Annotated in this window: 23 protein-coding genes and 2 pseudogenes; 14 read left to right on the top strand and 11 right to left on the bottom strand. The window is 44.6% G+C overall.

Translation table 11 applies throughout. The features are described 5' to 3' along the window. Positions 1-3 precede the first annotated feature (3 nt). The 6 genes and pseudogenes from AC6IZ0_RS14775 to AC6IZ0_RS14800 all read left to right on the top strand — a co-directional run bounded on the left by AC6IZ0_RS14775 (position 4) and on the right by AC6IZ0_RS14800 (position 6,744). A complete protein-coding gene (locus AC6IZ0_RS14775) occupies positions 4-369 on the top strand; it encodes a hypothetical protein (protein WP_497723614.1) in 366 nt (121 codons plus the stop codon). Between the two features lie 235 nt (positions 370-604). Beyond that, positions 605-1,282: a cohesin domain-containing protein gene (locus tag AC6IZ0_RS14780; protein WP_497723616.1), complete on the top strand. Its 678-nt coding sequence runs from the start codon at positions 605-607 to the stop codon at positions 1,280-1,282. Further along, on the top strand, positions 1,252-4,197 hold the full coding sequence (locus AC6IZ0_RS14785; RefSeq protein ID WP_497726070.1) for a beta strand repeat-containing protein: 2,946 nt from the start codon (positions 1,252-1,254) through the stop codon (positions 4,195-4,197). Before AC6IZ0_RS14780 ends, AC6IZ0_RS14785 begins: the two co-directional genes overlap by 31 nt. 62 nt (positions 4,198-4,259) lie before the next feature. After that, positions 4,260-4,406: pseudogene (locus AC6IZ0_RS14790) on the top strand (hypothetical protein); the annotation flags it as partial. Next, positions 4,404-5,291, top strand: coding sequence for an Ig-like domain-containing protein (locus AC6IZ0_RS14795; protein WP_497726071.1), 888 nt, complete (start codon positions 4,404-4,406; stop codon positions 5,289-5,291). The pseudogene AC6IZ0_RS14790 and the gene AC6IZ0_RS14795, both read left to right, overlap by 3 nt. Further along, positions 5,275-6,744, top strand: a complete 1,470-nt coding sequence (locus AC6IZ0_RS14800; RefSeq protein WP_497723618.1) for a DUF4114 domain-containing protein — start codon at positions 5,275-5,277, stop codon at positions 6,742-6,744. Before AC6IZ0_RS14795 ends, AC6IZ0_RS14800 begins: the two co-directional genes overlap by 17 nt. 141 nt (positions 6,745-6,885) lie before the next feature. Here AC6IZ0_RS14800 and AC6IZ0_RS14805 read toward each other — a convergent pair whose 3' ends face one another. After that, the gene (locus tag AC6IZ0_RS14805; RefSeq protein WP_497723619.1) at positions 6,886-7,842 is read right to left on the bottom strand and encodes a hypothetical protein; all 957 of its coding nucleotides are present in this window, start codon (positions 7,840-7,842) and stop codon (positions 6,886-6,888) included. A gap of 105 nt (positions 7,843-7,947) precedes the next feature. Continuing rightward, positions 7,948-8,466, bottom strand: coding sequence for a 5-(carboxyamino)imidazole ribonucleotide mutase (gene purE, locus AC6IZ0_RS14810; protein ID WP_271733792.1), 519 nt, complete (start codon positions 8,464-8,466; stop codon positions 7,948-7,950). Between the two features lie 142 nt (positions 8,467-8,608). Here purE and nagA point away from each other — a divergent pair, with 142 nt between their 5' ends. After that, complete coding sequence (nagA, locus tag AC6IZ0_RS14815) at positions 8,609-9,766, top strand: N-acetylglucosamine-6-phosphate deacetylase (protein WP_497723620.1); 1,158 nt, start codon at positions 8,609-8,611, stop codon at positions 9,764-9,766. Between the two features lie 19 nt (positions 9,767-9,785). On the opposite strand, the gene AC6IZ0_RS14820 is transcribed toward nagA, so the two are convergent. Continuing rightward, positions 9,786-11,867: a cation:proton antiporter domain-containing protein gene (locus AC6IZ0_RS14820; RefSeq protein WP_497723622.1), complete on the bottom strand. Its 2,082-nt coding sequence runs from the start codon at positions 11,865-11,867 to the stop codon at positions 9,786-9,788. A 427-nt stretch (positions 11,868-12,294) separates the two neighbouring features. Between AC6IZ0_RS14820 and bchM the strand changes: the two genes are divergently transcribed. The 3 genes from bchM to AC6IZ0_RS14835 all read left to right on the top strand — a co-directional run bounded on the left by bchM (position 12,295) and on the right by AC6IZ0_RS14835 (position 14,010). Continuing rightward, complete coding sequence (bchM, locus tag AC6IZ0_RS14825) at positions 12,295-12,981, top strand: magnesium protoporphyrin IX methyltransferase (RefSeq protein ID WP_497723623.1); 687 nt, start codon at positions 12,295-12,297, stop codon at positions 12,979-12,981. A gap of 141 nt (positions 12,982-13,122) precedes the next feature. After that, positions 13,123-13,611 (top strand): hypothetical protein, encoded by a 489-nt coding sequence (locus AC6IZ0_RS14830; RefSeq protein WP_271733788.1) that lies wholly within the window; start codon positions 13,123-13,125, stop codon positions 13,609-13,611. Positions 13,612-13,629: 18 nt separating this feature from the next. Next, entirely contained in the window at positions 13,630-14,010 is a 381-nt protein-coding gene (locus tag AC6IZ0_RS14835; RefSeq protein WP_271733787.1) for a DUF423 domain-containing protein, read from the top strand. A 152-nt stretch (positions 14,011-14,162) separates the two neighbouring features. Here the strand turns inward: AC6IZ0_RS14835 and pruA are convergent, their stop codons facing one another. Beyond that, positions 14,163-17,141 carry an L-glutamate gamma-semialdehyde dehydrogenase gene (gene pruA / locus AC6IZ0_RS14840; RefSeq protein ID WP_497723625.1) on the bottom strand — a complete coding sequence of 993 codons (2,979 nt, stop codon included), beginning with the start codon at positions 17,139-17,141 and terminating at the stop codon, positions 14,163-14,165. Between the two features lie 166 nt (positions 17,142-17,307). Here pruA and AC6IZ0_RS14845 point away from each other — a divergent pair, with 166 nt between their 5' ends. The 4 genes from AC6IZ0_RS14845 to AC6IZ0_RS14860 all read left to right on the top strand — a co-directional run bounded on the left by AC6IZ0_RS14845 (position 17,308) and on the right by AC6IZ0_RS14860 (position 20,761). Beyond that, the gene (locus tag AC6IZ0_RS14845; protein WP_497723626.1) at positions 17,308-18,288 is read left to right on the top strand and encodes an SDR family NAD(P)-dependent oxidoreductase; all 981 of its coding nucleotides are present in this window, start codon (positions 17,308-17,310) and stop codon (positions 18,286-18,288) included. Between the two features lie 84 nt (positions 18,289-18,372). Then, positions 18,373-19,218: a class I SAM-dependent methyltransferase gene (locus tag AC6IZ0_RS14850; RefSeq protein ID WP_497723627.1), complete on the top strand. Its 846-nt coding sequence runs from the start codon at positions 18,373-18,375 to the stop codon at positions 19,216-19,218. A 93-nt stretch (positions 19,219-19,311) separates the two neighbouring features. Next, positions 19,312-19,950 (top strand): beta-carboxysome protein CcmP, encoded by a 639-nt coding sequence (gene ccmP, locus AC6IZ0_RS14855; protein WP_497723628.1) that lies wholly within the window; start codon positions 19,312-19,314, stop codon positions 19,948-19,950. Positions 19,951-19,960: 10 nt separating this feature from the next. Beyond that, entirely contained in the window at positions 19,961-20,761 is an 801-nt protein-coding gene (locus tag AC6IZ0_RS14860) for a pentapeptide repeat-containing protein (RefSeq protein WP_497723630.1), read from the top strand. Here AC6IZ0_RS14860 and AC6IZ0_RS14865 read toward each other — a convergent pair whose 3' ends face one another. The 7 genes and pseudogenes from AC6IZ0_RS14865 to cpcE all read right to left on the bottom strand — a co-directional run bounded on the left by AC6IZ0_RS14865 (position 20,762) and on the right by cpcE (position 26,873). Beyond that, the gene (locus tag AC6IZ0_RS14865) at positions 20,762-21,328 is read right to left on the bottom strand and encodes a hypothetical protein (RefSeq protein ID WP_497723631.1); all 567 of its coding nucleotides are present in this window, start codon (positions 21,326-21,328) and stop codon (positions 20,762-20,764) included. Positions 21,329-21,345: 17 nt separating this feature from the next. Further along, positions 21,346-22,598, bottom strand: a pseudogene (locus AC6IZ0_RS14870) (AAA family ATPase). A gap of 161 nt (positions 22,599-22,759) precedes the next feature. Continuing rightward, positions 22,760-23,527, bottom strand: coding sequence for a phycobilisome rod-core linker protein CpcG4 (gene cpcG4, locus AC6IZ0_RS14875; RefSeq protein WP_497723632.1), 768 nt, complete (start codon positions 23,525-23,527; stop codon positions 22,760-22,762). 138 nt (positions 23,528-23,665) lie between these two features. Further along, positions 23,666-24,409, bottom strand: coding sequence for a phycobilisome rod-core linker protein CpcG2 (gene cpcG2, locus AC6IZ0_RS14880; RefSeq protein ID WP_271733779.1), 744 nt, complete (start codon positions 24,407-24,409; stop codon positions 23,666-23,668). 143 nt (positions 24,410-24,552) lie between these two features. After that, on the bottom strand, positions 24,553-25,392 hold the full coding sequence (cpcG1, locus tag AC6IZ0_RS14885) for a phycobilisome rod-core linker protein CpcG1 (protein ID WP_271733778.1): 840 nt from the start codon (positions 25,390-25,392) through the stop codon (positions 24,553-24,555). A gap of 39 nt (positions 25,393-25,431) precedes the next feature. Next, positions 25,432-26,031 carry a C-phycocyanin alpha-cysteine-84 phycocyanobilin lyase subunit CpcF gene (gene cpcF, locus AC6IZ0_RS14890; RefSeq protein ID WP_497723634.1) on the bottom strand — a complete coding sequence of 200 codons (600 nt, stop codon included), beginning with the start codon at positions 26,029-26,031 and terminating at the stop codon, positions 25,432-25,434. An 11-nt stretch (positions 26,032-26,042) separates the two neighbouring features. Beyond that, positions 26,043-26,873: a C-phycocyanin alpha-cysteine-84 phycocyanobilin lyase subunit CpcE gene (gene cpcE / locus AC6IZ0_RS14895; RefSeq protein WP_497723635.1), complete on the bottom strand. Its 831-nt coding sequence runs from the start codon at positions 26,871-26,873 to the stop codon at positions 26,043-26,045. Position 26,874: the final 1 nt, after the last annotated feature.

The following is a 26,874-nucleotide window of genomic DNA, read 5'->3' on the forward strand; positions in this document are numbered from 1 at the left end:
ACTTTGACTGGACCTGCTCTGAGCAATAACACCGATTTAATTTTCCTCACAGCTGAGGTCCCTGAGAGTGCGAGCTACCGTAATTCTGGTTTATTACGAATCAATCCAGGTGCTGGATTGGTGGGAGATAGTGCAGTCCAACTAGTAGCAAACTTCGGAGATACCACAGGAAATCAAGAGTACAGCGCTCTTGATGCCTCCTTGATTGCACGGGTGAGTGTAGGGTTGGATACAGGATTTAGAGCCTTCCCAGTCACTGATCCGCTTATTCTGGGAGACATTACAGGTAACGGAGAATTGTCTGCATTGGATGCTGCTAGTGTAGCCCAACGATCGGTAGGTCTTTCTGTTCCCGAAATTCCTGTATAGAAGCATATTGAAAGGAGGGTATTATAGGATTTGAGTGTGGCGGTAAAAACCGCCACTATATCCGTAAGCCTTTTAAATACTTGAGTCTGAATAAACAGATTCACTAAGGGTAGTCAAATTGTTTTGCGAGTGTTGCTGTACCAGGTATAAATGTGTTAATAATTGCAATTTAATACAGCAACATTACTTAAACAGACTCAAATAGACCAACATCTTAGTTTAGGAGAAAAATGTTATGGCAACTCTTTTCATCCCCAATCAAACTGTAAAACCTGGGGAAACAATTGAAATTCCGATTAACATCGATGACGCTACTGGAGTGTTAGCGATCGATTTGGAAATCAAATATGACACCGCATTAATTGATTTAAATAACATAGTCCTCGGCGATTTAAATTTAAATCGAAATTTTTCTATCGTTCCTAACATTATTGAAGCAGAAGGTATTGCCAGGGTAGCGATATTCGGCACTACAGCCCTGACAGAAGGTGAGGGTAGCATTGCCAAATTGAGGTTGACAGTTCCCGAAAGTAGTTCAGGGGAAATCACCTTAGATTTAGTAACAGCAGACATTAATGAGGAGCCAGTGGGTACTTTAACCGATGGAGTCCTCACTATTCAAGACGTAATTCTCCCCAGCCTAGCGATCGCCCCCATTAATGCTATACGCTTAGAGGGGAACGAAGGACTTACCCCCTTTACCTTCACAGTTACCCGCACAGGGGACAGCACAGGTACAAGTAGTGCTAACTGGGCGGTTACAGGTACAGGTGCCAACGCCGCTACTGCTGATGACTTTGGCGGAACTCTCCCTACAGGTACAGTCACTTTTGTACCAGGGAAAGGACAAGGGAAGTTACAGTCAATGTCCAAGGTGACACGATACCTGAACAAAATGAAACTTTTAGGGTGACCTTGACAGAGGCTAATAATGCCACCATTACCACCGCCACTGCTACGGGAACTATTATCAATGACGATGGCGATCGCCAACAAATATCTTCAGGGGATAACTTATTGGCTGTACCCAATAGTACTGTGAGTGTTCCCCTGTTCTACAACACTTCCAATGGTGACAATACCCTCACTGGTATTAGTCTGCGGTTGCACTACAATTCCAATGAACTGAGTTTCCAAAATGTAGAAAACCTCTTCAATAACAATCTATTTGTTAGAGTAGACGACCTGGCTGATGATCAGGACCTAGACAACGACCCCCAAAGCGATCGCTATATCCAATTTGGCTATACTGACTTTGCTGGTAACTGGCCTAACCAAACTCTACCGTTAAAATTAGGGGATTTCAACTTTACTACTACTGAGAACTTTAATGGCACCCAAATCAAGGTGACTTCAATAGAGACAGCGACAGGTTACACCCTAGAAAGTCTACCAATTAGCGTCAATGAAGCAGTGGATACCATAGCACCCACAGTCACCATTAGCGACAATGTAGAGGGAGTAGCTACAGGAGACATAACCTACACGTTCACCTTCAGTGAAGCAGTGACCGGCTTGACCGCAGAGGAGATTACAGTCACCAACGGTACCAAGGGAACCTTTACAGAAGTCAGTGGTACTGAGTACACCTTAGTCGTTACACCTAATGCTAACTTTGCCGGTGATTTAACAGTAGCGGTAGCAGCGGGAGCCGCCATTGATGGTGCTGGTAACCCCAGTAATGCCGCACAGTCCACCCAAGCAGTGGATACCATAGCACCCACAGTCACCATTAGCGACAATGTAGAGGGAGTAGCTACAGGAGACATAACCTACACCTTCACCTTCAGTGAAGCAGTGACCGGCTTGACCGCAGAGGAGATTACAGTCACCAACGGTACCAAGGGAACCTTTACAGAAGTCAGTGGTACTGAGTACACCTTAGTCGTTACACCTAATGCTAACTTTGCCGGTGATTTAACAGTAGCGGTAGCAGCGGGAGCCGCCATTGATGGTGCTGGTAACCCCAGTAATGCCGCGCAGTCCACCCAAGCAGTGGATACCATAGCACCCACAGTTACCATTAGCGACAATGTAGAGGGAGTAGCTACAGGGGATATAACCTACACCTTCACCTTCAGTGAAGCAGTGACCGGCTTGACCGCAGAGGAGATTACAGTCACCAACGGTATCAAGGGAACCTTTACAGAAGTCAGTGGTACTGAGTACACCTTAGTCGTTACACCTAATGCTAACTTTGCCGGTGATTTAACAGTAGCGGTAGCAGCGGGAGCCGCCATTGATGGTGCTGGTAACCCCAGTAATGCCGCGCAGTCCACCCAAGCAGTGGATACCATAGCACCCACAGTCACCATTAGCGACAATGTAGAGGGAATAGCTACAGGAGACATAACCTACACGTTCACCTTCAGTGAAGCAGTGACCGGCTTGACCGCAGAGGAGATTACAGTCACCAACGGTACAAAGGGAACCTTTACAGAAGTCAGTGGTACTGAGTACACCTTAGTCGTTACACCTAATGCTAACTTTGCCGGTGATTTAATAGTAGCGGTAGCAGCGGGAGCCGCCATTGATGGTGCTGGTAACCCCAGTAATGCCGCACAGTCCACCCAAGCAGTGGATACCATAGCACCCACTTTCATTGCGATCGCCCCCACTAATGCTATACGCTTAGAGGGGAACGAAGGACTTACAGCTTTCACCTTCACAGTTACCCGCACCGGAGACACCACAGGTACAAGTAGTGCTAACTGGGAGGTTACAAGTACAAGTACCAACGCCGACGACTTTGGCGGAACTCTCCCCACAGGTACAGTCACCTTTGCAGCAGGGGTTGAATCTCAAGTAATTACAGTCAATGTCAGTGGTGACACCGTAGTTGAACTAGAAGAAGCCTTTACCGTTACTTTGTCTGGTGCGACTAACAGCACCATTACCACAGCTACCGCTACGGGGACAATTCAAAATGATGACTTCTCTATTGCTATTGCAAATGATTTAACCAGTAACCCGGGGCAAACAATCACAGTCCCTGTAACCCTCAATGGTGCTACTGGAGTTGACTCCATCAACTTTAGAATCAATTACAACAGCGCCATTACTTTAACTGGGGTCAACAGTGGGGACTTACCACAAGGTTTAACTTTAACACCAAATATCCAGTCAGGCACTGTTAGGGTAGACATTTCGGGGATACAACCCATTACCGCAGATAGCATCACCATTGCCGAATTAACTTTTCAGGTACCAGCAGGAACTACAGCACAAGAGATTATCTTAGACCTGGTGGAAGGAAGAGTTGGCAAAATCGCGTCGGCTCAAGACACTGTTCCGGCACAGTTAATAGATGGACGGTTGACTATTGTAGATACCACAGAACCAAGCCTAGCGATCGCCCCCATTAATGCTATACGCTTAGAGGGGAACGAAGGACTTACCCCCTTTACCTTCACAGTTACCCGCACAGGAGACAGCACAGGTACAAGTAGTGCTAACTGGGCGGTTACAGGTACAGGTGCCAACGCTGCTAACGCCGCCGACTTTGGCGGAACTCTCCCCACAGGTACAGTCACCTTTGCAGCAGGGGTTGAATCTCAAGTAATTACAGTCAATGTCAGTGGTGACAGCGCAGTTGAACTAGACGAGAGCTTTACCGTTACCTTATCTAGTCCCAGTAACGCCACCATTACCACAGCTACCGCTACTGGGACAATTCTCAATGATGATATACCGGCAATTGATAGCACATTATCTATCGCCCCCACTAATGCAACACAGGCTGAAGGTAATGAAGGACTCACCCCCTTTACCTTCACAGTTACCCGCACAGGGACCGCACAGGTACAAGTAGTGCTAACTGGGCGGTAACAGGTACAGGTGCCAACGCTGCTAACGCCGCCGACTTTGGCGGAACTCTCCCCACAGGTACAGTCACCTTTGCAGCAGGGGTTGAATCTCAAGTAATTACAGTCAATGTCAGTGGTGACAGCGCAGTTGAACTAGATGAAGCCTTTACCGTTACTTTGTCTAACCCCAGTAACGCCACCATTACCACGGCTACTGCTACCGGGACAATTGAAAATGATGATGATGCACCCACAGTCACCATTACTAGTCAAGCAGTAGATGCCTCTCCCCGTGGAGATCAGGACTATCAGTTTCAAGTCCTCTACACCTTCGCCTTCAGTGAACCAGTCACAGGCTTCGCTGCTGATGATATCACTGTCACCAATGGTACTAAGGGAACATTTACAGCAGTCAGTGGTACTGAGTACAGGTTGCTAGTTGACACCGATGTAGTTAACCGTGATGCGCCTGATCAAACAGGGTTAAGAGTTGATGTACGCGATCAAGCCGCCATTGGTATTAGTGGGAATCCCAGCGCTGCGGCTTCATTGCTAGCACCAGCAGCCCCTGTAATTAACTTGGTCGCGGGAGATGACATAGTTAACAGACGAGAAAAGCTGGATGGTTTTAACATCACCGGTACTGGTGCACCAGGGGCAGAGATTATCGTCAGGTTTGACAGTGAGCCGAATAGTCAGAGACCTGGGAAACAAGCTACTGTACAGCCTGATGGCACATGGTCAATTGTTATTAACGACGGTGATGTGTCAGGGTTTACTGAGGGCGAAGAAGGCATCTTTGTTTATCAGAACTTGAATGGCAATGTTAGCCCTCAAAGAAGTCGGTTTATTAACGTTGATACTGTACTACCCACGGTTACTATCACCAGAGAGCAAAATCTTAATGGGACTTTCCTCTACACCTTCACCTTCAATGAACCAGTCACGGACTTTACCGCAGAGGAGATACAAGTATTCAATGCTGCTAAGGCACAATTCAGCCAAGTTCGCGACGATCAATACACCGATCAATACACCTTAGTAGTCCTACCCGGTGAAAACTTTGAAGACCAGTTGTTGATAGGAGATTCAGTGGACATTGGATCTTGCCGGTAATCCGAGTCAGGGTGTTCTCAGAAATATAGGCGCTCCCGGAGAAGACGGACAAGACGGACAACCAGGTACTCCCGGACAACCAGGCGCACAAGGTCCCCAAGGTCCACAAGGTCCCCAAGGTCCTCAAGGTCCCCAAGGTCCCCAAGGTCCTGCAGGACAACCAGGTACTCCCGGACAACCAGGTACTCCCGGACAACCAGGCGCACAAGGTCCCCAAGGTCCTCAAGGTCCCCAAGGTCCTCAAGGTCCTCAAGGTCCCCAAGGTCCTGCAGGACAACCAGGTACTCCCGGACAACCAGGTACTCCCGGACAACCAGGCGCACAAGGTCCACAAGGGCCACAAGGTCCACAAGGTCCCCAAGGGCCAGACGGACAACCAGGCGCACAAGGTCCCCAAGGTCCTCAAGGTCCCCAAGGTCCTGCAGGACAACCAGGTACTCCCGGACAACCAGGTACTCCCGGACAACCAGGTACTCCCGGACAACCAGGTACTGTAACTATCATCGACCCGAACACCGGAACACCTCTACAGCAACCCTTTGATACTGTCTTTAGATTCTCTGTCACCGGTGCAAGCCCCTCATCTCAGGTACTGGAGGTTGTGTTTGCGGACGGTAGAACTCAAAGTATTCTCACCACTCTGGGTGATGCCTCTGGCCTACCTGATGGTATTGGTTCTATCCTTAACGATCTCCAGTCAGGACTGATCAATATCTCCTCCGCGGATGGTAATGTGACGAGGTTCCAATTGCGCCAGCTGGGAACTGGTACTATTACCCCCTTAACGATTGGTGAGGTTACAGCTAATGGTTTGACCCTGAGTGGTGGTGGCTTTAACATTGCTGCATCGGTTCTGGGCAGACCAGGAGATACAGAGACTGTAAAAATCTTTACTCAGAAGATTGAGTCCGCGAACGGTGAGGAACTAGAAGCGATTAGCCTCAACAACCTGGACACTTCGACTGTGACCGGGGATACAGTCACTGTTAAGGTGGATGCTACCCTGTACCGGGAAGCTGCTTTTGACAATCTAGTGGGCTTCTACTTGGCGGACAAAACTACAGGGGCTGTGGTTGATAAACTAACTGGTGACAGTATCGCTGAACTGGGCGATCGCAATGCCTATCTAAGTGCTGTGCGTGACAATGCATTATTGAGTGGTAGGGTTGGCAATAACCAAAGCACAAATTTAAGCAGTACCTTTGAAGTTAGCTCTAGTCTTGACTTGTCAGACTATGTGCTGCTACCATTCCTAGTAGCGAATGGTGACCTCAACTCAGTGAGTAATGATTTTAGTAACCTATTTGTCACCGGTGTAGGTACTAACGTGTCAAACAGCAGCCAGATACAGTTGTTGGGTAACAATGTCTTCGGCTTTGAAGATATAGCCGGCGGCGGTGACAACGACTTTGATGACATGATTGCTCAGGTTGGAGGACTAAGCGTGGTATAAACTCGCAACCTGTCACAGCAGGTCTACGCCTACCTGTTTTGAGATGGCAGACCTGCTAACTAGGTCAACATAATTAGCAGATAGATATCCGTGCGAGTGTAACTGTAAGTTACACTCGCATATCTACGTATGAGTTGAGTGCTATCTCTGTAAAAAATTAAAACTGTAACCAATACCAACAGCCAGAAGTGAGCCAGATTCAGTATTACTTAGAGCATCCCCATAGATCACCGCCACACTCAATGGTACGGTCTGCACAGGAATAAAGGAGGCTCCCAAATTCAACCCGCGACCGCTCCAGGCGGAACTTACGGCTACTTGGGGATGTACCTGGATACCAGCCCCCGCAATTACCCCAACGCCGGAATTAGAGTTAGAAAAGAAGGGAGCGCCGCCTAGACCCAAAGACAGGGTGACAGGTAAAGAATTATTAGGGCTTTGGGGTGTTAAAAGGTGATACGCACTAACTACACCATAAACACTAGAGGGAAATGTTCCCCCCGCGTCGTCACCATAGTTAGTAAAGTTATTCCATCCCACAGCTGCTGCTATTTGGGTGGTACTGTTAGAAACTAAGGAGCGATGTACTTTGGCATCAACTGAACCATTTTGGGCGAAGCTTCTAATACTCAGGTTATTGTAAATCACCTCTAAGCCTAGGGACTCTCTGGAGTTACCCAGGCCAAAACCAAGGGATGTACCCCCGTCAACCTCTGGTCTGACGTTATCAGAGGTTGACCCAGCAAGACTGATAAACATATCCCCCCAATTAGCGCCAAAAGCTGTGGGGATTCCAGCTGAAGCGGAAGGGGAATAGACCCGGCGCTGAATCACATCAAAAATAGGGGTAACTCTCAACTCCTGGCGTAGTTGGTCAGCAGACCTTTCGGGAGTTATCTGCTTAGTCCCGATACTGTCTACTAAGAGCATCTGTGCAGACTCCTGTGTGAGTTCTGAAGCAATTACCCCTAACTCAGACGTTGCTGTGACCGTGGGGGGGACATCAGGTAACCCAGCATGACTAGCGGTAGCTAAAAATGCTAGACTTCCTAAACTCAGACCCAGGGATCTGAAAAACCATAACTGATCACCTACCATGTAACTCCTCACTTTGGGGGTTTGAGTTGTTTGATTGATACTTTACCCCACTACTTTATACTTTGGTGGGTATGATTGTTACCCTGTTATAATTATACCTAAAGATTAACTTGATTGTTCTAAATATTGCTGATAACCCAACTGTTCTAGTTTGGCTTGCTTGTCCATGACTGATGCAGCTAGACTCTGGCGATACTCTTGAACCTGAGCAAGTAATTCTGGTTGGTGGGTAGCGAGAATTTGCACTGCTAAAAGTCCGGCGTTTTTGGCGTTCCCTATGGCTACTGTGGCGACTGGGATACCGGCGGGCATTTGTACGATAGAATATAAGGAATCAATTCCTTGTAAATTCCGGGTAGCTACGGGAACCCCAATTACTGGCAATGGTGTTAAAGATGCTACCATACCGGGAAGATGGGCTGCACCCCCAGCACCAGCAATAATTACTTTAATACCTCTATGGTGAGCGGTTTGGGCATATTCAACCATGCGTTCTGGGGTGCGATGGGCAGAAACGATCGCCACTTCAGTTTCTATACCAAATTCGGCACAAACTGCGATCGCATCTTTCATAGTGGGTAAGTCGGAATCGCTACCCATGATAATACCAATAATAGGAGCCATATATTAATTGCTGTGAGAGGATGTTGTAAAAGTTATCATTAGTGTATCAAATCTTGTTTTACCCCACTTTCTCTGTTCCCCGTTCCCTGTTCCCCGTTCCCTGTTCCCCGTTCCCTGTTCCCTCTTCCCCCTCTTACTTATTATGAACACAGATAAATTTTTACCACCAGAGGTAGAGAATATAATTAATGCGCGAGTCCCTGGTTATGAAGGTTTACAGCGCATCTGTATTAACCATCAAGGGGTAGTTGAGGAAATTACCCCTATGATTCCAGGATTTTCTAGTTGTGGGTTTTCACTAGATGTCGGTGGTGATTGGATTTCTTTAGGTGGTGTTGATTTACAGATTAATGGTGCTTTAGGTTTAGCATTTCCGGAGTTAACCGGGGATAATTCCCATATATTGCCCAAGATATCCATTTTTTTAGAGGATATGGGCATAGATGGATATTTACCAACCTTAGTTACCACCTCAATAGATAATATACAGCGATCGCTGGGGATAATTGCCGATTTTAGCACCACTCAAAGGGTAGGTGCGAAGATTCTAGGAGTACATTTAGAGGGTCCATTTTTAAACTACCACAAGCGCGGCGCACACCCACAAGAATATTTACTACCTCTGACAATTGAGCAAGTCAAAAGAGTTTTGGGGGATTATGCCCAGATTGTCAAAGTGATCACCTTAGCCCCAGAATTAGACAGTACAGGGCAAGTAATACCCTATTTGCGTTCTTTGGGGATAATTGTCAGTTTAGGGCATTCCCTGGCGACAGCAGCCCAAGCAGAGGCGGCGTTTAACCAAGGGGCGACCATGGTAACCCATGCTTTTAACGCTATGCCCCCATTACACCACCGGGAACCGGGGTTACTAGGTGCTGCAATTACCCATCCTCATGTCATGTGTGGTTTTATTGCTGATGGTGAACACATTACACCCATGATGTTAGATATTCTCCTGCGCGCCAACCAGCAAAAACTATTTTTAGTCAGTGATGCGCTCGCACCCCTGGGGTTACCCGATGGGGTGTATCCTTGGGACAGTAGGGAAATAGAAGTGAAAAACGGTACAGCAAGGTTAGCAGATGGGACATTATCCGGGACAACTTTACCCTTGTTAGTGGGAGTGCAAAACTTGGTCAAGTGGGGGATTTGTGATGTGGGAGGTGCGATCGCCCTAGCTACTAATGTACCCAGACAAGCTCTAAATTTACCAGGAATAATTTCCCACCCCAAAACTGGTTTGTTACGTTGGCGTTGGGATGAAATTACCAAAGAACTAACTTGGGAAAGATTATGAATTGTTGACAGAGCCGAAATCAAAGATGCGCCTCACCCAATAACACAATAGAACCAGTCAACTCTTCAATTACCTGAGTTGTGACTTGACTAACAGCTAATCCCCCTGTGGTACGATAACGTACGGAGCGTAACACCGCTAAATCAAATCCTTGGGCTTCCCTAACTATAGTTTGAGCAACATCATCATCTACAATAGTTCGGATATGTGTATTTACCTTTAAGTGACTTTTAGAGACAATTTCAGTTAATTGAGTTGTAAATTCTTCTACTAAATTAGTAGGGGTTTTGCTGTTAGAGACGTGTAACAGTACAACCTCCGACTGATTCACATCAGCCAACATTTCTGCAAACTTCCAAGCGCTGATAGTTTGAGGTCTTAAATCTCCAATGGGGACAATAATTCTCTCAATTGTTTTCGGACTTTTTACCAGACGAGCTACCGCGACTGGACAGTGAGAAGACCAGAAAACACTATCAATCACATTACCAAATAATCTGGCACGTAAACCTGTGGTGCGAGACCAACCCATCACGACTAAATTAGCATTTTGTTCTCGACTGGTGCGACTAATTGCTAAAGCTATATCATCATCAATGCGAACTGCTGTAGAAACCTGAACATTAAACTCGGCGCTAATTTCCTCAGCTAGTTTCAACCTTTGCTGACTTTGCTCTAGTGATATTCCTAATTGGGGGTCATCCATGTGAACATGGGCTTTATTAATAGCTAATGGTAAAATTTTTCCAGACTGATGTTGAGCTATTAAAGCCGCCATTTCAATTAAGTAGCGTTGGTTGCGGGAGTTATGTATTGGTACTACGACAGTGAATGGATGCTGAGTTGGTTCTAGGGGTTGTGCGTCATGATGTTCCCACCAAGTTGCTAAACTTTCTGTTTCAAAGTCGGTTTGCGGTACTTGTAATAAAGCTGCAAATCGAGCAGTAATCAATGGTGCCACAATTGAAGTAACTACCATGAGGACAATTATACTATTTAAGACACCTTCACTAATGAGCCTTTCACCAGCAGGGTTTAAGGCTTGATAAGCAACCAAGGATGCTGCTAAGGTGGCGGCTACTTGTGGTAATGACAATGACCACATTGTCAGCATTTCTACATTACTGTAGCGGTAGATTAATTTGGTCAAAAATGCCGCTATAAATTTGCTGAAAATTAAAGCTGTGACAATTACTAATGTTAACCAAATAGAACCGAGAGTTTTGATAAAGGCGGGAATATTAATTAACAGTCCCATGTCTACAAAAAAACAAGGGATAAATAGGACGCTACCAATAAACTCAATTTTTTCTTTAACTGGACTACGTCCTACAACATCATTGACTGCTAAACCTGCTAAAAATGCACCCACAATTTTTTCAACTCCCACAATCTGCGCTCCTACAGATGCGAGAAATAAAGCTAATAATATGAAGAGAAATTGATTACTTTGTTCATCTCCCGAACGGCGAAAAAATTCTTTACCAGCCCAATCAAAACCAAACAGGACAATCACAGAGTAAATTGCTAGTCCACCTAATAGGGTTATTAAACTCAGGGTAGAAAATTCTCCCCCATGAATTCCTACACAAATTGCTAATACTAATAAAGCAGCTGTGTCAGTGAAAATTGTCGCCCCTACTGTGACTGTGACTGCTTCATTCATCACCACTCCTAGACGGCTAACAATGGGATAAACCAAGAGGGTATGGGAGGCGAGTAAAGAACCAATCAGTACAGAAGCATTCCAACTAAAGTTAAAAAATCTCCCGACTAAGATACCAGAAATTAAGGGTACTAAAAATGTTAATATTCCAAAGACAATTGAGCGATTTTTAGTTCTGCGAAATTGTTCTAAATCAATTTCCAAACCTGCGACAAACATTAAGTAAACTTTGCCAATATCCGAGAGTAAGTTAACGGTTTCTGAATCGGAATCTAAAAATTTTAGCCCATTTTGTCCTAACAATACACCTGCTACCAGCAACCCTACTAGTCCAGGTATTCGCAGTCGCTCAAATATAGGCGGAACTGTAAAAATTACTGTCAGCAGAATTGTAAATTGAATAATAGGACTGTCAGTTATAAAATTTGATGTCATTGCTAATCAATAAAGCTAAATGAGTAAATCAATTATGTATACTGTATACAGATATTTAAAAATCTCATGAAAAAATATGTTTTTGAATGTAGTGATGGCTGCAATTATATTGTATGATTATATCTTAATCTAAAAAAGCAGAAAAAACAAGAGAATGGGGGTTTAGTCAGATGATTGAGAAATAGAGAAGTGTCAATGAAAAACATCTAACCTACTCCTGGCTGTAATCAGCAGGCTTTTGCTGGAGATGAAGAAAAAATAGAATTTTATCTCTTGAATCTCCAAACAACCAGAGAAATCGGCTATTATCTATAGTTGGTTTGTCGTACATGAGGAAAAGAACTTCTAAAAAAAATCTTGTAGAGTATTCGAGGCCTTGGTATTAATGATAATTTTAAGGATTGGGAACACTTAAAGATTTAACTTTATGAACGTAGCTGACGATAAAACCATTGTTCGTGAGTATTTTAATTCTACAGGCTTTGACCGGTGGCGACGCATTTACGGGGATGGGGAAGTTAATAAAGTTCAGTTAGATATCCGCAATGGACATCAACAAACCGTAGATACAGTTATTGGCTGGCTCAAAGATGATGGGAATTTATCAGAGTTATCAATCTGCGATGCTGGTTGTGGGGTAGGTAGTCTCAGCATCCCCTTGGGGGCAAATGGTGCTAAGATATACGCCAGCGATATTTCTGAGAAAATGGTCACGGAAGCTAAGGATAGAGCCTTGGCCACTTTGGAAAATGCCGAAAATACTACTTTCGCTGTTCAGGATTTAGAATCATTGAGTGGTAGTTACCACACTGTGATTTGCTTGGATGTTTTGATTCACTACCCCCAAGAAAAAGCCGATGAAATGATTTCTCATCTTTGTTCTTTAGCACAGTCAAGAATAATTATCAGTTTTGCGCCGAAAACCTGTGCTTTAAGTATACTCAAGAAAATTGGTAGTTTCTTTCCTGGACCGAGTAAAGCAACTCGCGCTTATCTCCACCGTGAGACTGATGTGGTGAAAATCCTGGAAAATAACGGCTTTGCAATCAAACGCCAAGCTATGACTAAAACTCGTTTTTATTACTCCCGTCTGCTAGAAGCAACCCGGAAATAAAATAGACAGATTTTACCTGAACTGCTGTTTTCAGGATTATGGTGGGTGAACCTGGCCTCACCCACCCGACTTGAACACCCTGGAAGCTTTTGACAACTCAAGCTAGAATCGCAAGCAAAGTTTAAAATCTGATGTGACACTATGAAAACTGCTGAAAAACTGGCTGCGGGTTGGTTATTGACACTGGGATTCATGTTTTTGACACTATCAGTTTCAGCGACACTTGAGAAAAAATCTGTCCTTAAGCCTATTTCCACAGGATATAATCAGGCTGTGGCAAAGGAGTTTATTAATCAACCTGCTGTTTATTACCTGGATAATACCGCCAGAAATGGGATGATCTTTGGTATACCCACAATGGTGTTAGGTGGTTGGTTAAGCTTGGGGTTATATCGTCAGAGCAAAAATGAGCAAAAAGCACTGCAGAAGCAACTAAGCGATCGCCTCCAATCCACTTTTTATCAAATGCTACAAGAAAATAACGGGCGCGTCACTGTTTTAGGCTTGGCGATGAATTGTCAACTACCAGCAGCTACAGCTAGAGAGTACTTAGATATCAAAGCTAAAGAATTCAATGGGGATTTTCAGGTCAGTGAAACAGGGGGGGTATCATATCATTTTGAGATCTAGAATCAATCATCATTAGCAATGGCACAAGTTTTTGTCAGCCTAGCTGCTGTTTTAGGCGGTTTATCCGTAGCCGCAGGTGCTTTCGCTGCTCATGCTTTGCGAGGTAAAATCAGTGAGCGATCGCTGGAAATTTTCGATACAGCCGCTCGTTATCAAATGTACCACGCTTTGGCACTTTTGTTAATAGCCTTACTAATTAGTCGTACAGCATCACCTCAACCCATGTTAGTAGCTAGTGGGTGGTTATTTATCATTGGTGTTGGCATTTTTTCCGGTAGCTTGTACGCACTGAGTGTAACTGGTTTGAAATACCTAGGCGCAATCACTCCCCTGGGTGGTGTGGCTTTCATTATTGGTTGGGGTATTTTGGCGGTTGCTGGTTCGGGTTTGAAGTTCTAAGAAGATGTTTGTCAAGTCATGATTAGTGTATCGAATATTATTTTACCCCACCCTCACCTTTCCCTTTATAAGGGAAAGGTGACTGGATTTGATTGTTTCGGTGTGTTGGGTGTGTTCCCTGTTCCCTTCAACAAAGATAATTTTTGATTTTTTTATTCAGCGCCGGGGATGGGTGCAAACCCTTGGCGTTGAATGTTTTCCGTCACTGTCCGCGGTTCTAAGAATTGCAGCAGATAATCAGGCCCTCCAGCTTTGGAACCTACCCCCGAAAGTTTGAAACCCCCAAAGGGTTGTCTGGCAACTATTGCACCTGTAATATTCCGGTTAATATAGACATTTCCTACTTCCAGGTCTGTCTGTGCTTGTTGAATGTGGGAGGGTGTTCTAGAATATAGTCCCCCTGTGAGGGCGTAGTTGGTACTGTTAGCTACTGCCAAAGCTTGGGTAAAATCTTTGACCCTGATTACCGCCAGGACTGGACCAAATATCTCTTGTTGGGCGATAGTGGCATCGGGTGGTACTTCACTAAAAATGACTGGACCGATATAATACCCCTGTGTAGGTGCGGTCATTTCCAAGGCGACTTGGGCTTGTGTCTTACCTGTGGCAATATATGCCAAAATGCGATCGCGTGCTTGAGCATCTATTACCGGTCCAACTTGGGTACTAGGTAACTCTGTTGCTCCAATATTCAGGGATTTTGTCGCTGCTACTAACCTCTGGACAAAAGTATCATATATCGGTTCGAGTACAATTACCCGGGAACAGGCAGAACATTTTTGTCCACTGTAACCAAATGCTGACTGTACTACCCCCACAACAGCTTGATCTAAATCAGCGCTTTCGTCCACAATAATTGCATTCTTCCCCCCCATTTCTGCGATTACTCGCTTCATGTGCTTTTGTCCTGGTTTCAGGGTAGCTGCTTCTGCATAAATGCGACAACCCACCTCTTGAGAACCAGTAAAGGCGATGATATGAGTATCAGGATGATTTACTAAGTAAGCACCTACTTGGGAACCTTTACCTGGTACGTATTGAAATACACCTTGAGGAATACCCGCCTCTACTAAGATTTCTGTGAATTTCGCGGTAATTACAGAGGAGGTTTCCGCAGGTTTGAGCAGAGTACAATTACCTGCAACTAGCGCCGCAACAGTCATTCCACAGGCGATCGCTAAAGGGAAATTCCAGGGAGAAATCACCACTGCAATTCCCCTAGGCTGGTATATATAACGATTTGTCTCACCTGCTACGTCATAGTTTACACCTTTATCTAGGCGTTCCATCTCCTCAGCATAGTAAAGACAAAAATCTATAGCCTCGGAAACCTCTGCATCTGCTTCCTTAACAACCTTACCCACCTCCAAAACAATCCAAGCTGCAAGCTCAGACCGACGTAACTCCATCAAATCAGCCGCCTTCCTCACAATCCTAGCGCGTTCCTGTACTGGTGTTTTCCTCCATCCTGGAAACGCAGCCTTAGCAGCTTGCATCGCCTCTTCTGCTTGTGCCACACTAATTAAACCAACCCGACCTACTACCTCGCTAAAATTAGCAGGATTGACGGAATCAATCAACTCCTGAGTATTCACATACTCCCCATTCACTAAAGGTAAATAAACCCGACCCAACTGTTCCCGCACCCCAGCCAAAGCCGCAGTAAACATATTTCTCACCTCTTCGTGTGCAAAATCCCTATCCGCAGCACCCAGAAACTCCCCTTCTTGTTTGCGCCTTTGGGCTTTGGCTTCAGACTCGACATTTGGGGGTGCTAACAACTCCTCAATGGGGCGATTCTCGATATTTTGCCGCAAAAAGGAACTATTCGCTGTATTTTCCAACAACCGCCGAATTAAATACGCCATCCCCGGTAATAACTCACCATAGGGACAGTAAACCCGCACGCGATAACCTTGATTAACTAAGGCTTTAGCCAACTTATCCCCCATCCCATACAACACTTGCATTTCAAAGTGACGACGGGGGACATTTAAACTTTCGGCTATGGCAATAGCGCGAGCTTGCGATCGCACATTATGACTGCCAATAGCAGCATAGACATATTGGTGATTTTCTAATAATAGCTGAGTAATGGCTTCAAAATTGGCATCTGTGGCGGCTTTATCGTTATAAACTGGCTGTGGCCAGTGTTTTTGTTCTGATTTAATAGTTTCCTGATCCCAATATGCACCCTTAACTAAACGCACTGTCAGGGGATAACCGCGCTGTTGTAACCAAGAAATTAACTTTTTCCCATCCTCTAGACTGTCACGCAGATATGCTTGGATGGTGACACCAATATCTGTACGTTGTCTAAACTCATCTTCTAAAAGTAACTTTTGCAGAATACTTAAAGTTAAATCTTTGTAGGCGTACTGTTCCATGTCAAAATGCACAGCTGCCCCTAACTCTTGCGCCCGACGTAATAAAATCCGAATGCGATCGCTAACTTTCTCCTCACTTCCTTGAGGGTCTAAAGGGTCAAATTGGGAATAAAACGCTGTTAACTTGACAGAAACCTGAACTTGTGGTAAAATATCACCATCAGCTTCATCAATAGCCGGAATTACCCCCCAATTCTTTGATGCTTCTATTAGTTGTTGCATCAATTCTAGATAGCGTTCTAGATAAGACTGGGCTTCAGTTTCAGTAATGACCGCTTCACCGAGTAAATCAATGGTGAAAGCCATTTTTTCTTTTCGCAGTCGTTCAACTGTTTTGATAACCTGTTTAATATTCTCCCCAGAAATATATTTATGGGCTAAAGTTTCCACAGCCTTAGAAACAGTTGTCGCCGCAACTTGTCCCGGCATAGAATCAGGGTGAGCAAAATTCAACATCCCCTTGAGGGCTGAAGGTAATTCTACAGATTCTGCCCCCAAATATTCTTGCAAATGTGCGGCAATTTCTGATTTACTATGTAAAGCGGGTAATGTGTCGATAAAACGAAACAATTGTACCCGTAAACCGGGATTACTCATTGCCCAGGTTAGCAGCTGATCATCCCAGCGCATCTGATCGCGTAGGGAACCTAAAAACGAGCGATTTTCTTGGGTAGCGACCAGAAGCTGTCGAGCAACTTCTTGAGTTTTAGCTTCGTAGGTGCTGGTTTGGGCTTGTAATACCACTGATAACTCCTTTGTTGGCAACTTCGGGACTGGTGACCACCGGATCAGAGCTTTTTTCCTGCCCTGTTTTCTGCTATGGTAGATCCTAATCCCTCTTTTTAGAAGGTGAGATGATTCAGTTTGTTTCTAAACGGTAAAATCTCAGATACCCATAACATCTGTAATCATGAAAAATCTTGAGGGAAAAGTGACTTTAGTCACAGGTGCAAGCCGGGGAATTGGTAAGGGAATTGCTATTGCACTGGGTGAAGCTGGGGCAACTGTGTATATTACCGGACGGAGTTTAGATAATTCTGATACTGTGGGGGGAATTTCCGGGAATCTGAATCATACCCAAGCCGCAGTTGAGGAAGCCGGAGGTGTATGTATTCCCGTCCAGGTAGATCATAGCAATGATCAGCAAGTGCGATCGCTGTTTGAACGCATCCAAGATGAGCAACATGGACAACTAGATTTACTGGTTAATAACGCCTTCTCAGGAGTCCAGTCTTTACGAGAGACTCAAGGAAAATCTTTCTGGGAGTGTGAACCTGAACTGTGGGATAATATTAATAATGTCGGTCTGCGTAGCCACTACGTCGCCAGCATTTTTGCCGCTCGGATGATGGTGCAACGTCGCCAGGGATTAATTTGTACTATTTCCTCTTGGGGGGGTATGTCCCCCATTTTCGGTGTCGCCTACGGAGTGGGTAAAGCCGCCTGTGACCGCCTGGTAGCTGATATGGCGGTGGAACTTAAACCCGATAATGTCGCCTCTGTTGACCTGTGGCCGGGGATTGTGGGTACTGAGCATATTTCCGCCTTAGCAGATGAGATAGGATCAGAAAATGTGACTGACCCTAGAAACTCAGTCTTTGTTGACCGTTATAACTGGGAAACTCCCTTATTAACAGGGCGAGTGATTGCGGCTTTGGCTGCTGATGCGAATATAATCCAGCGCACAGGAAAAGTGCAGATAGTGGCAGAACTAGCCCAACAATATGGAATTGTAGACGAACAAGGCGATCGCCCGGCATCCCTACGTTCCCTCAAGTTTATTATACCCGCAGCCTTACCCGGAATCAGAAAATACTCGAATTTCATCCCAGATATTAAAGTCCCCTGGTCACTGCTACTGCTAACCACACTTAGCTCACCAAAAATATAACACTAATACCAAACTGAGATTTGTAACACTTGTCACAGCCTAGGCAATCATGGTAAAAATTGGTATTAGTTTTAACGAAAGTAAATGACTAATCAGCCAAAAATTGTACTACCATATTTTGACCAGTTATTTGAGGGCTTTGAAAAGAAAAATACCGAAGTAATTACGGGATTTGGTCTTCATGTACATTGGGGTTATTGGGAGAATCCCCCCACAGCCGATGGTTCCGCAGAAGACTTCGCATTAGCAGCAGAAAATTTAACTCGCCGGGTGTGTGATGCGGGTGGTGCGGGAGATGGACAAAAGATTCTTGACTGTGGTTGTGGCTTCGGTGGGACAATTGCTAGTCTGAGCGATCGCTTTGAGAATTTACAGCTAGTTGGTTTAAATATTGACCCCCGCCAACTCGCCAGAGCTAAAGAACAAGTTCACCCCCAAAATCATAACCAGATAGAATTTATAGAAGGGGATGCTTGTCAACTACCCTTTGCAGATAGTTCCTTTGACCTAGTTCTGGCCGTTGAGTGTATCTTTCATTTTCCCAGTCGTCAAAGGTTTTTCCAAGAAGCATGGCGAGTTCTCAAACCAGGGGGAAAACTTGCCATCTGCGACTTTGTACCTCTGAAATTTGTGTATCCCTTCATGAAAATTGGCGGTAAATTGCTCAGTCCCTCCATTGGTAACACCTACGGATCTGTTGACAGCAGTTTCACCCTCAATGCTTATAGAAAACTTGCCCAAAGTACAGGTTTTACACCCATATTAGAGGAAGACATCACCCCTAATACCCTCCCAACCTATCCCTTCCTGAAGCGACTTCAGTCTGAGAGTGGTAATCAGCAGTCAGCAAATTCCACAGCAGTTGCTGAATGGCTTAGTCGTTTAGGAATAGTCCGTTATGTGATTCTTTCCTATTGCAAGGATAAATGAGTGGGGATTGAGGGGTACTTAGGGTTATGGTAGTTTAGGATCACACTGATTTGCCAAACATAACTTTTATCCACATGACTGGAGAGCATCACCTTGGGAATAGAATTACGCAGTTTTGTATTTCTCGACAGCCTGCAACCTCAACATGCAGCCTATATGGGAACAGTAGTCCAAGGTTTTCTACCATTACCGGGGGATACATCACTGTGGATTGAAATTTCTCCGGGTATTGAAATTAATCGCATTACCGATGTAGCACTCAAATCCGCCTCCGTGCGTCCAGGAGTGCAGATAGTTGAACGACTATATGGTTTATTAGAAATTCATTCTAGCTCCCAAGGAGAAACCCGCGCTGCAGGTCAAGCGATTTTAGCAACACTAGGAGTGAAAAAAGAGGAATGTCTAAAACCCCGTGTAGTTTCTAACCAGATTATCCGCAACATCGATGCTTACCAGACCCAGTTAATTAATCGTACACGGCGAGGACAGCTACTGCTTGCAGGACAAACACTATATGTATTAGAAGTTCAGCCCGCAGCTTACGCCGCCCTAGCGGCTAATGAAGCCGAGAAAGCCGCCGGAATTAATATCCTGGAAGTGCAAGCTGTAGGAAGTTTTGGACGGTTGTATTTAGGTGGTGCTGAACAGGATATCCTCGCAGGTGCTGCTGGAGCATTAGCAGCCATTGAAAATGTCCCTGGTCGCCCCAACCCCCAAAGTGTCAATGAGTAAAGGAGCAAAAATGGCAAATCAAGAGCATCTGGCCTTACTCAAAGCAGGTGCAGTGACATGGATAGAATGGAAACAGCAAAATCCCCTGGTGAAAGTAGATATTAGCGCCGCCAACTTACAAGGAAACAACCTCAGAGGCGCTCACCTCCAAGGAGTGAACTTAAGTAAAGTCAATTTAAGTCATGCTTTACTCGTGCGAGCTAACCTGAGTCATGCTGACCTCAGTGGCGCTAACCTCCACCAAGCCAAGCTCATAGAAGCTAATCTCAGGGCGGCTAACTTGACTGTAGCTAATTTGAGTGGTGCGATACTTACCCAAGCAGATTTAAGTGATGCTCATCTGATTGGGGCTGACTTGAGTGGTGCGAATCTGGAAGGGTCGATCATTGCTGAGGCTAACCTAATTGGAACTGACCTCACAGACGCTAACTTTAGAGATGGTGATTTAGGTAAGGCGCAGTTAATCAGAGCTAACCTGAGTTTTGCAAATTTCATTGCAGCGAATTTAATTGCTGCTGATTTAAGTGAAGCTAATTTATACAACGCCCAATTAAACGGAACTTATCTTTATCAAGCTAACTTTTACAAATCTAATTTACACCAAACTCACCTGAGTGGAGCTTACCTATTACGAGCCAACCTCAGTGAAGCTAATTTGACCGGTGCTAATTTGACATGGGCTAACCTCACAGGGGCTAATTTAGCAGGGGCTAATTTAACAGGGGCTAATTTGAGGGGTGCTAAACTCCAAAATGCTCACCTCAAGGGTGCTATTCTCAAAGACACAATTATGCCGGATTTATCCGGTTAATTAATGCTGTTTTTTAATTGCACGAGCAATGAGCGGCGCTTTCCGTTCTAAACCTGTCAAAGTAATTTCACCATCTAGATAAAGCTGATACCATTGTTGACGCTGACGGATAACTCGCTCATCATCCCGCAAATGTAATCGTTGCAAAGTAAATTCCGCTCTTGATCTTTCCTCTGGTGGAACTGCATCAGTTAAGACTAATTGCAGGGAAGGTAACAAAATTTCAAACCAATCATCCTCTACCAAAAACGGGTCAAGCACTTTATCATCAAGAGTACCTTTGCTACTATTTATCCAAGCAGAAGCAAAACGATAATTACTCCATTCATAAGCCAAATGCCGATGATTTTGACAACAAAGGTAATGATCTACAGTCCCAACAGGTTCATACATGGCAGTATAAGCACAAACGCTACCAAAACCATCGGCTAAATCGATTTTGAATTTTGACCAAAAATCTTTTGGTCTTTTTTTAGTATTTGTATTTTTGGCTAACCAATTATTACCTGTCTGTCGTACCTGGGCATCAAAATCTGACGGTTCTGGCGGAGGATTAAATTTTAACATATTGACTATGCCCCTGATCATCCAGCATTGCTTCTTTTTTCTGCTGTTACTATCCAACGAGGCCAAAAAGGATCGTGTCCTGGTAAAAGTTTTTGCAATTCCTGATGAATTTGCGGCTGGGTTCTCAAGTATTCTGGAAAATTATTCATATCATCATAGCGCATCCATGCTTCTGCAGCTTCAATTGCCATTTCCGCTTGTTGAGAACGAGCTTGTTTGAGTCCAAATATTTCTGATGTTAACCACCCAACTGTATCCCCTTGTTTAACCCAGGATATTTCATCCAAGGAAACTGTTTCGCCTAGCAATTCAAATAAAAATAACTTGTCTTGGTCTTCATCAAAAATTGGTTCTAAGGAAGCAAGTACCAAGGGTGAATGAGTTGTTACTAAAACTTGGATTTTCAGATTGGGATCTAACTGATTGATGACTGTTAAAATAGACGGTAATATAACTCTTTGCCAGCGTGGATGTAAGTGAGACTCAACTTCATCAATTAGTAAAACTATTTGATTCATTGGTTCTTGTTTCCGGATATCTGAAGCTTTTTGGTGTTCATACCAAGCCCATACAAATAAATAAGCCAGTCCCAAAATCCGTTTCATTCCTGCTGATGCTTGAATAATAGGAATATTTCCATAAGGAAGATTAATTGTAGGAATATCACGGACATCTTCCACAGATACTCGCTTTGGTTCTCCTACTTCTATCCATTCATCAGGACGAGGTGCCAGTTTTTTAATTACAAGAGATAATAGTTCAAATGGTGTTTTTTGAGGTTGATTTTGCCATTTAACCCAATCATCAATGAGACCATTACAAACAACTTTACCTTTTAACTTTAAGCCATTCCAAAGTGTATCCGGATCAAAATTATAGGCTAAATCGCGCTGGCAGCCGGGTCAAAGAGTGAAAAACCACCATCAACACGAACAAAAATCACAATATTTTTGGATAAGTCACGTAAAGATAGAGTTCTTTGCCATTTTTGTTCATAAAAATTAAAGCTACCTTCAACATTTATTTCATCGAAAAGTATTTGCCAATTCTTGCTATTAATTTTAGAAATAATTTTGGGTAATTCATCTGTATTTGTTTGTGGATAAGCGGGTTGGTCTACCCAGTTTCCCGTCATTACCCACCAAGCAACATCAAGTAAAAAGCTTTTACCTAGTCCATTATCACCAGTAAAAATGTTCAGTCTATTGGCAAATTCAACATCAAATTGCGAAGCAGGTCCTACAGACTTTAAATGAAGTTCTTTGAGCATTTGACTAATCCTTGACAGATTTACCAGCTTAAAAGCTACTGGGTCTAGTTTCCACTTAACATAACGCCAAAGTCCCAGAAAAACTGTAAACCCGTCGTCACATGAAGGCAAAAACCAGACCCAGTATAAAATTTGAGTTTTAGACAGTTAGATATTTAATCTTAGCGTCTACTACCACTACGGTAGGGAACGGTATTGAGATAATCAATATCAAATGCAGAAAGCTTTTGAGCATAGTTGCCTTTAGCACCAACTGCTGCTGCCATATCAGCATATTTGCGTGGGTCACCTTCTGCCAGGCGTTTTTCTTGGAATTTGCGGGTATAGAACTTCTCCAAGGTGAAGCGCCAATCGGTCTGAACCGTACCGGCTTTTTCTTGGAAGTCTTCGCCGTAACGAGGTGTGACCAAGTTGTGGGGACGACCTTCCATGCGTTTACGTTGGTAGGGTACGATATTATCACCAAAGTTTTGGGTATATTCGTCACTATCTACTAAAGCATCCACAAAGCCGCCAAAACCCTTGGTAGCAATGACAATTGACCAAGCAATTTGTTCATCTTTGTTATAGGAAGCACGGCCTAATAAACGCTTCAGGGTGATGTCTACTAAACGGTAGTTGTTGTTGACACTGACAACTAAACGATAGAATGCTTCAGACTTAGCTAAACCTCTGATGAAGTCACGCACAGATAAAGCACCGGTTTTGAGTTGAGATTCCAGAGTTTTTTGGCGGTTGAACTTGAGAATTTCATGTTCACTGAAGACTTGGCGATAAGCAGCCCAAATGATGCTCTGGATATCAGTGTAAGAACTGACATCTTCAATCCGGTAGATATATGGTGTATCTTCATTCTGGTCAGCTACACCAAAGCTGCTGACTCGGTTATTTTGGGTGGTGGGTTTGTACTGAAGTAATGGCACAGACATACTGGGTTCTTCCTCTGATTAATTATTAAACAAAAAGCTAGCTGGGAAAATTCAAGGAGGCCTGATTCCCTATGTTATTGTCCCGCATTATGTTGATAGATACAGCTGATTGGGCAGCAATTTACTATCAACAGGTATTTATCCCAGGGGGAAATTGGCGCTGGAATTGATGGAGATGGGTATACCTTGGGGTTTGGTATCCCTTGTCATGTCGGGAATTTGGATGCTAGCTAGGTTAACTGGTGTAAATTTGAGTGTCTTAATTTCAATGGAATTAGCTAATTCCATAAAGTTCTTGATGTCCCCTGCTTTATAGCGGGCTTCTTCCAATTTGTCGCGCCAGTAATTACCGTAGCGGGGTGTGACTAAATTAAAAGGTCTATCTTTGTAGCGCCGGCGTTGGTAGGGAACTATGTTGTCGCCAAAGTTGCTTTGATACTCTTGAGAGTCGATTAAAGCATCGACAAAACCATCCCAACCCAGGGTAGCTATTTTGATTGACCAAGCAATTTCTTCGTCTTTGTTGTAGGAAGCACGACCTAAGAGGCGTTTGAGGGCAATTTCCACAAGACGATAGTTAGAGTTAGTCTCTACTACCAAATTCCGAAAGGCTTCGGACTTAGCCAAACCCCGGATCAAGTCGCGCACAGTAATAGCTCTATTCTTGACCTGAGATTCCAGGTTAGTTTGGCGATAAAACTTGAGGATTTCATGCTCACTAAAAACCTGGCGATAAGCGGCCCAAATTAATTCTTGGAACTCACTATCAACAGAGCAGTCTTCGCTGCGGTAAATCCTGGGAGTATCCTCATTGGGGACTTCGTAACCAGCAACGCGCTGGTTTTGGGAACTAGGTTTGTATTGTAATAAAGGAATTGTCATTACAGTTGCTAATATTCAATGATCAATTGTATGGGTCCTAACTACGGACTGCAATTTTCCCAGATATCACATAAATCAAGTGTGTGATCTCTGTCCATGGGTGGTTTATACTCCTATGGATCGAGCCATGACAAACTCATGCCTTAATTCGTGGGATTTCCGGGAATATAACGATAAGGTAGAGCAACAGCTACAGGTTTGACAGTGGGTTGAGGCGTACCGACTTCGCGGGAGTTGTCGGGAATCTTGATATCTTTGATTTGGGAGGTGACGGTAGCCACTGTTCTTTGATAGTTACGTTCGCCAGTGATCATTTTCCCGGCCATGTCCATGAAATTGGCAGGAATCACCCGACGAATCTCCTGTTTACTAGCAACCCCTGTGGTGCGGGCGGTGTAGAAGGAACGACCACCCAAAGATTCTAACATCATGCGATCGCGCCAGTAGGAACCGTAGCGGGGATTAACTAAGTTAAAGGGTCTATCTTTATACCTACGGCGTTGGTAAGGAACGATATCATCACCAAAGTTCTGAAGATATTCTTCACTGTCTAACAGGGTATCGATGAAACCGTGTAAACCTTTAGTACCAATCACAATCGACCAAGCAATTTCTTCATCTTTGTTGTAAGCGGCCCGTCCCAAAAACCGCTTTAAGGTGATGTCAACTAAGCGGTAGTTGGTGTTGATATCTGCTACTTGTGTGCGGTAGACTTCGGACTTCCCCAGACCCCGGATAAAATCACGGACGTTAATTGAGCGATTGCGCAGTTGGGATTCCAGGAACTTCTGGCGGTTGCTGGCAATAATTAAGTGTTCGCTGAAGATTTGCCGATATGCTGCCCAAATAATGGCATCAATATCTTTATCTGAGGTAGCATCTGACAAGCGATAAATGGTTGGTGTGTCTTCGTTGGGTACTTCGTACCCTTCTACACGTTGATTCTGGGTGGTAAGCGCATAATTTAGCAGTGGTATTGACATATTTACTTTTTTCCTGTTTTATGATATTGGAGGAATGAGTTATGAAATGGCTAGTTGCACACGAGCGCGAATTGCCTTTTCGTCGTCAGTAGTTAACATCTGCTGGAGTCTGGTGTGGATGGGGGGCTGCAAATCGGGGATTTGAGCCAAAGCCTGTAGACCGACTACCGCAGCGTAACGGATTGACCATTCTGAGTCTTGGGAAATCAACAGCAAGGTTTCTAAAGCTTTTTTTAATGCTGTCTCCCTGTGGGGGGAGTTAAGTTGATGCCAATGTAAACTTCCTAGACCCTGAGCAGCAGCCCGGCGAACACTGGGAGCAAAGTCTGTGGCTGCTGCTGTGATTAAAACGTCTAATGCACGGGGGTCGCCGATCGCCGCTAAGGTGCGAATAGAATAAGCCCGTGCGCCGTAGTTATAATCGTCAATCTGGGATAACAGTTGTGGTACTGCTGTTGCTCCCATAGCTGTTAGTGCAGCCACGGCCACTGTTGCAGCTGTGGGGTTGTTATAACCAAATACTGCGATTAATGTGGGAATGGCAGCAACATCTGGGACTGCTGCCAAGTTTTTTACTGCCGCCACCATTTTTTCTGGTGTATCTGCCAGGGCGACGGCACGGATTAGTTCATCAGTCACGTCGCGCTAGTTCACAAAAGTGAATCCATTAAGTTCATCACCTGGATGGCATGGTCAGAAACGGATAGGGCTTCTGACTCTGGGGTGAGTTGATGCTCTAGCAATCCTTTAAGGGCCATGAGTTTAAAGCTATTTTCTGCCTTGGTGCTGGCGATCGCCTCCGCTGCTCCTATGTAGCCAATTGCGCCCAAATCTCCTAAGACCAGGCGGCGCAACTTCAGGTCTTCACTAGACAACATTTTTACTAACCTCTCCCCATAAATGGGGTCTTGTGTTAGTTGGTACATTGCTCTAGCTGCGGCACAGTTTACGCCTGGGACTTCATGCTCTAAAAACGGTGAAATCAAAGAAATAGCCTCAGTTGCACCAATAGCTCCCAAGGCTTCTATTACCGCTTCATAGGGCTGGTTGAGATGAGGGCGGCCGGGTACTTGCACTGCCTCGGCTACACCTCCAGCTAGCATTTTCATGAGTGCGGGTGCTGCAGTTTTCTCCCGCAGTTTTTGCAAAGATTGGGCTGCTGCTTCCCGCACATAAAAATCAGGGCATTCCAAGCACTTAATTAACCCTGGTATAGCTGTATTATCACCTAACTTCCCCAATGCTCTGGCTGCGTTGCGCCGCAGTGGATAACCTCCCATTTCTGTTCTGTCAGCTTCATCCTCTAAGGCTGCAATCAAGGCATTGATCACATCTGGGTGGCGGACGCGAAATTTACCCAGCCACCAAGCTGCGTAATAGCGCAGACTTAAATCTGATGATTGCAGGTTAGCCAGTGCTACCTCTGGTGTCAACTGAGGCGCGGTTTCTGCTGAATATTCTGACGCAGTGGGTTCTCTCATT

Source organism: Anabaenopsis sp. NIES-4685 (genome assembly GCF_059725405.1).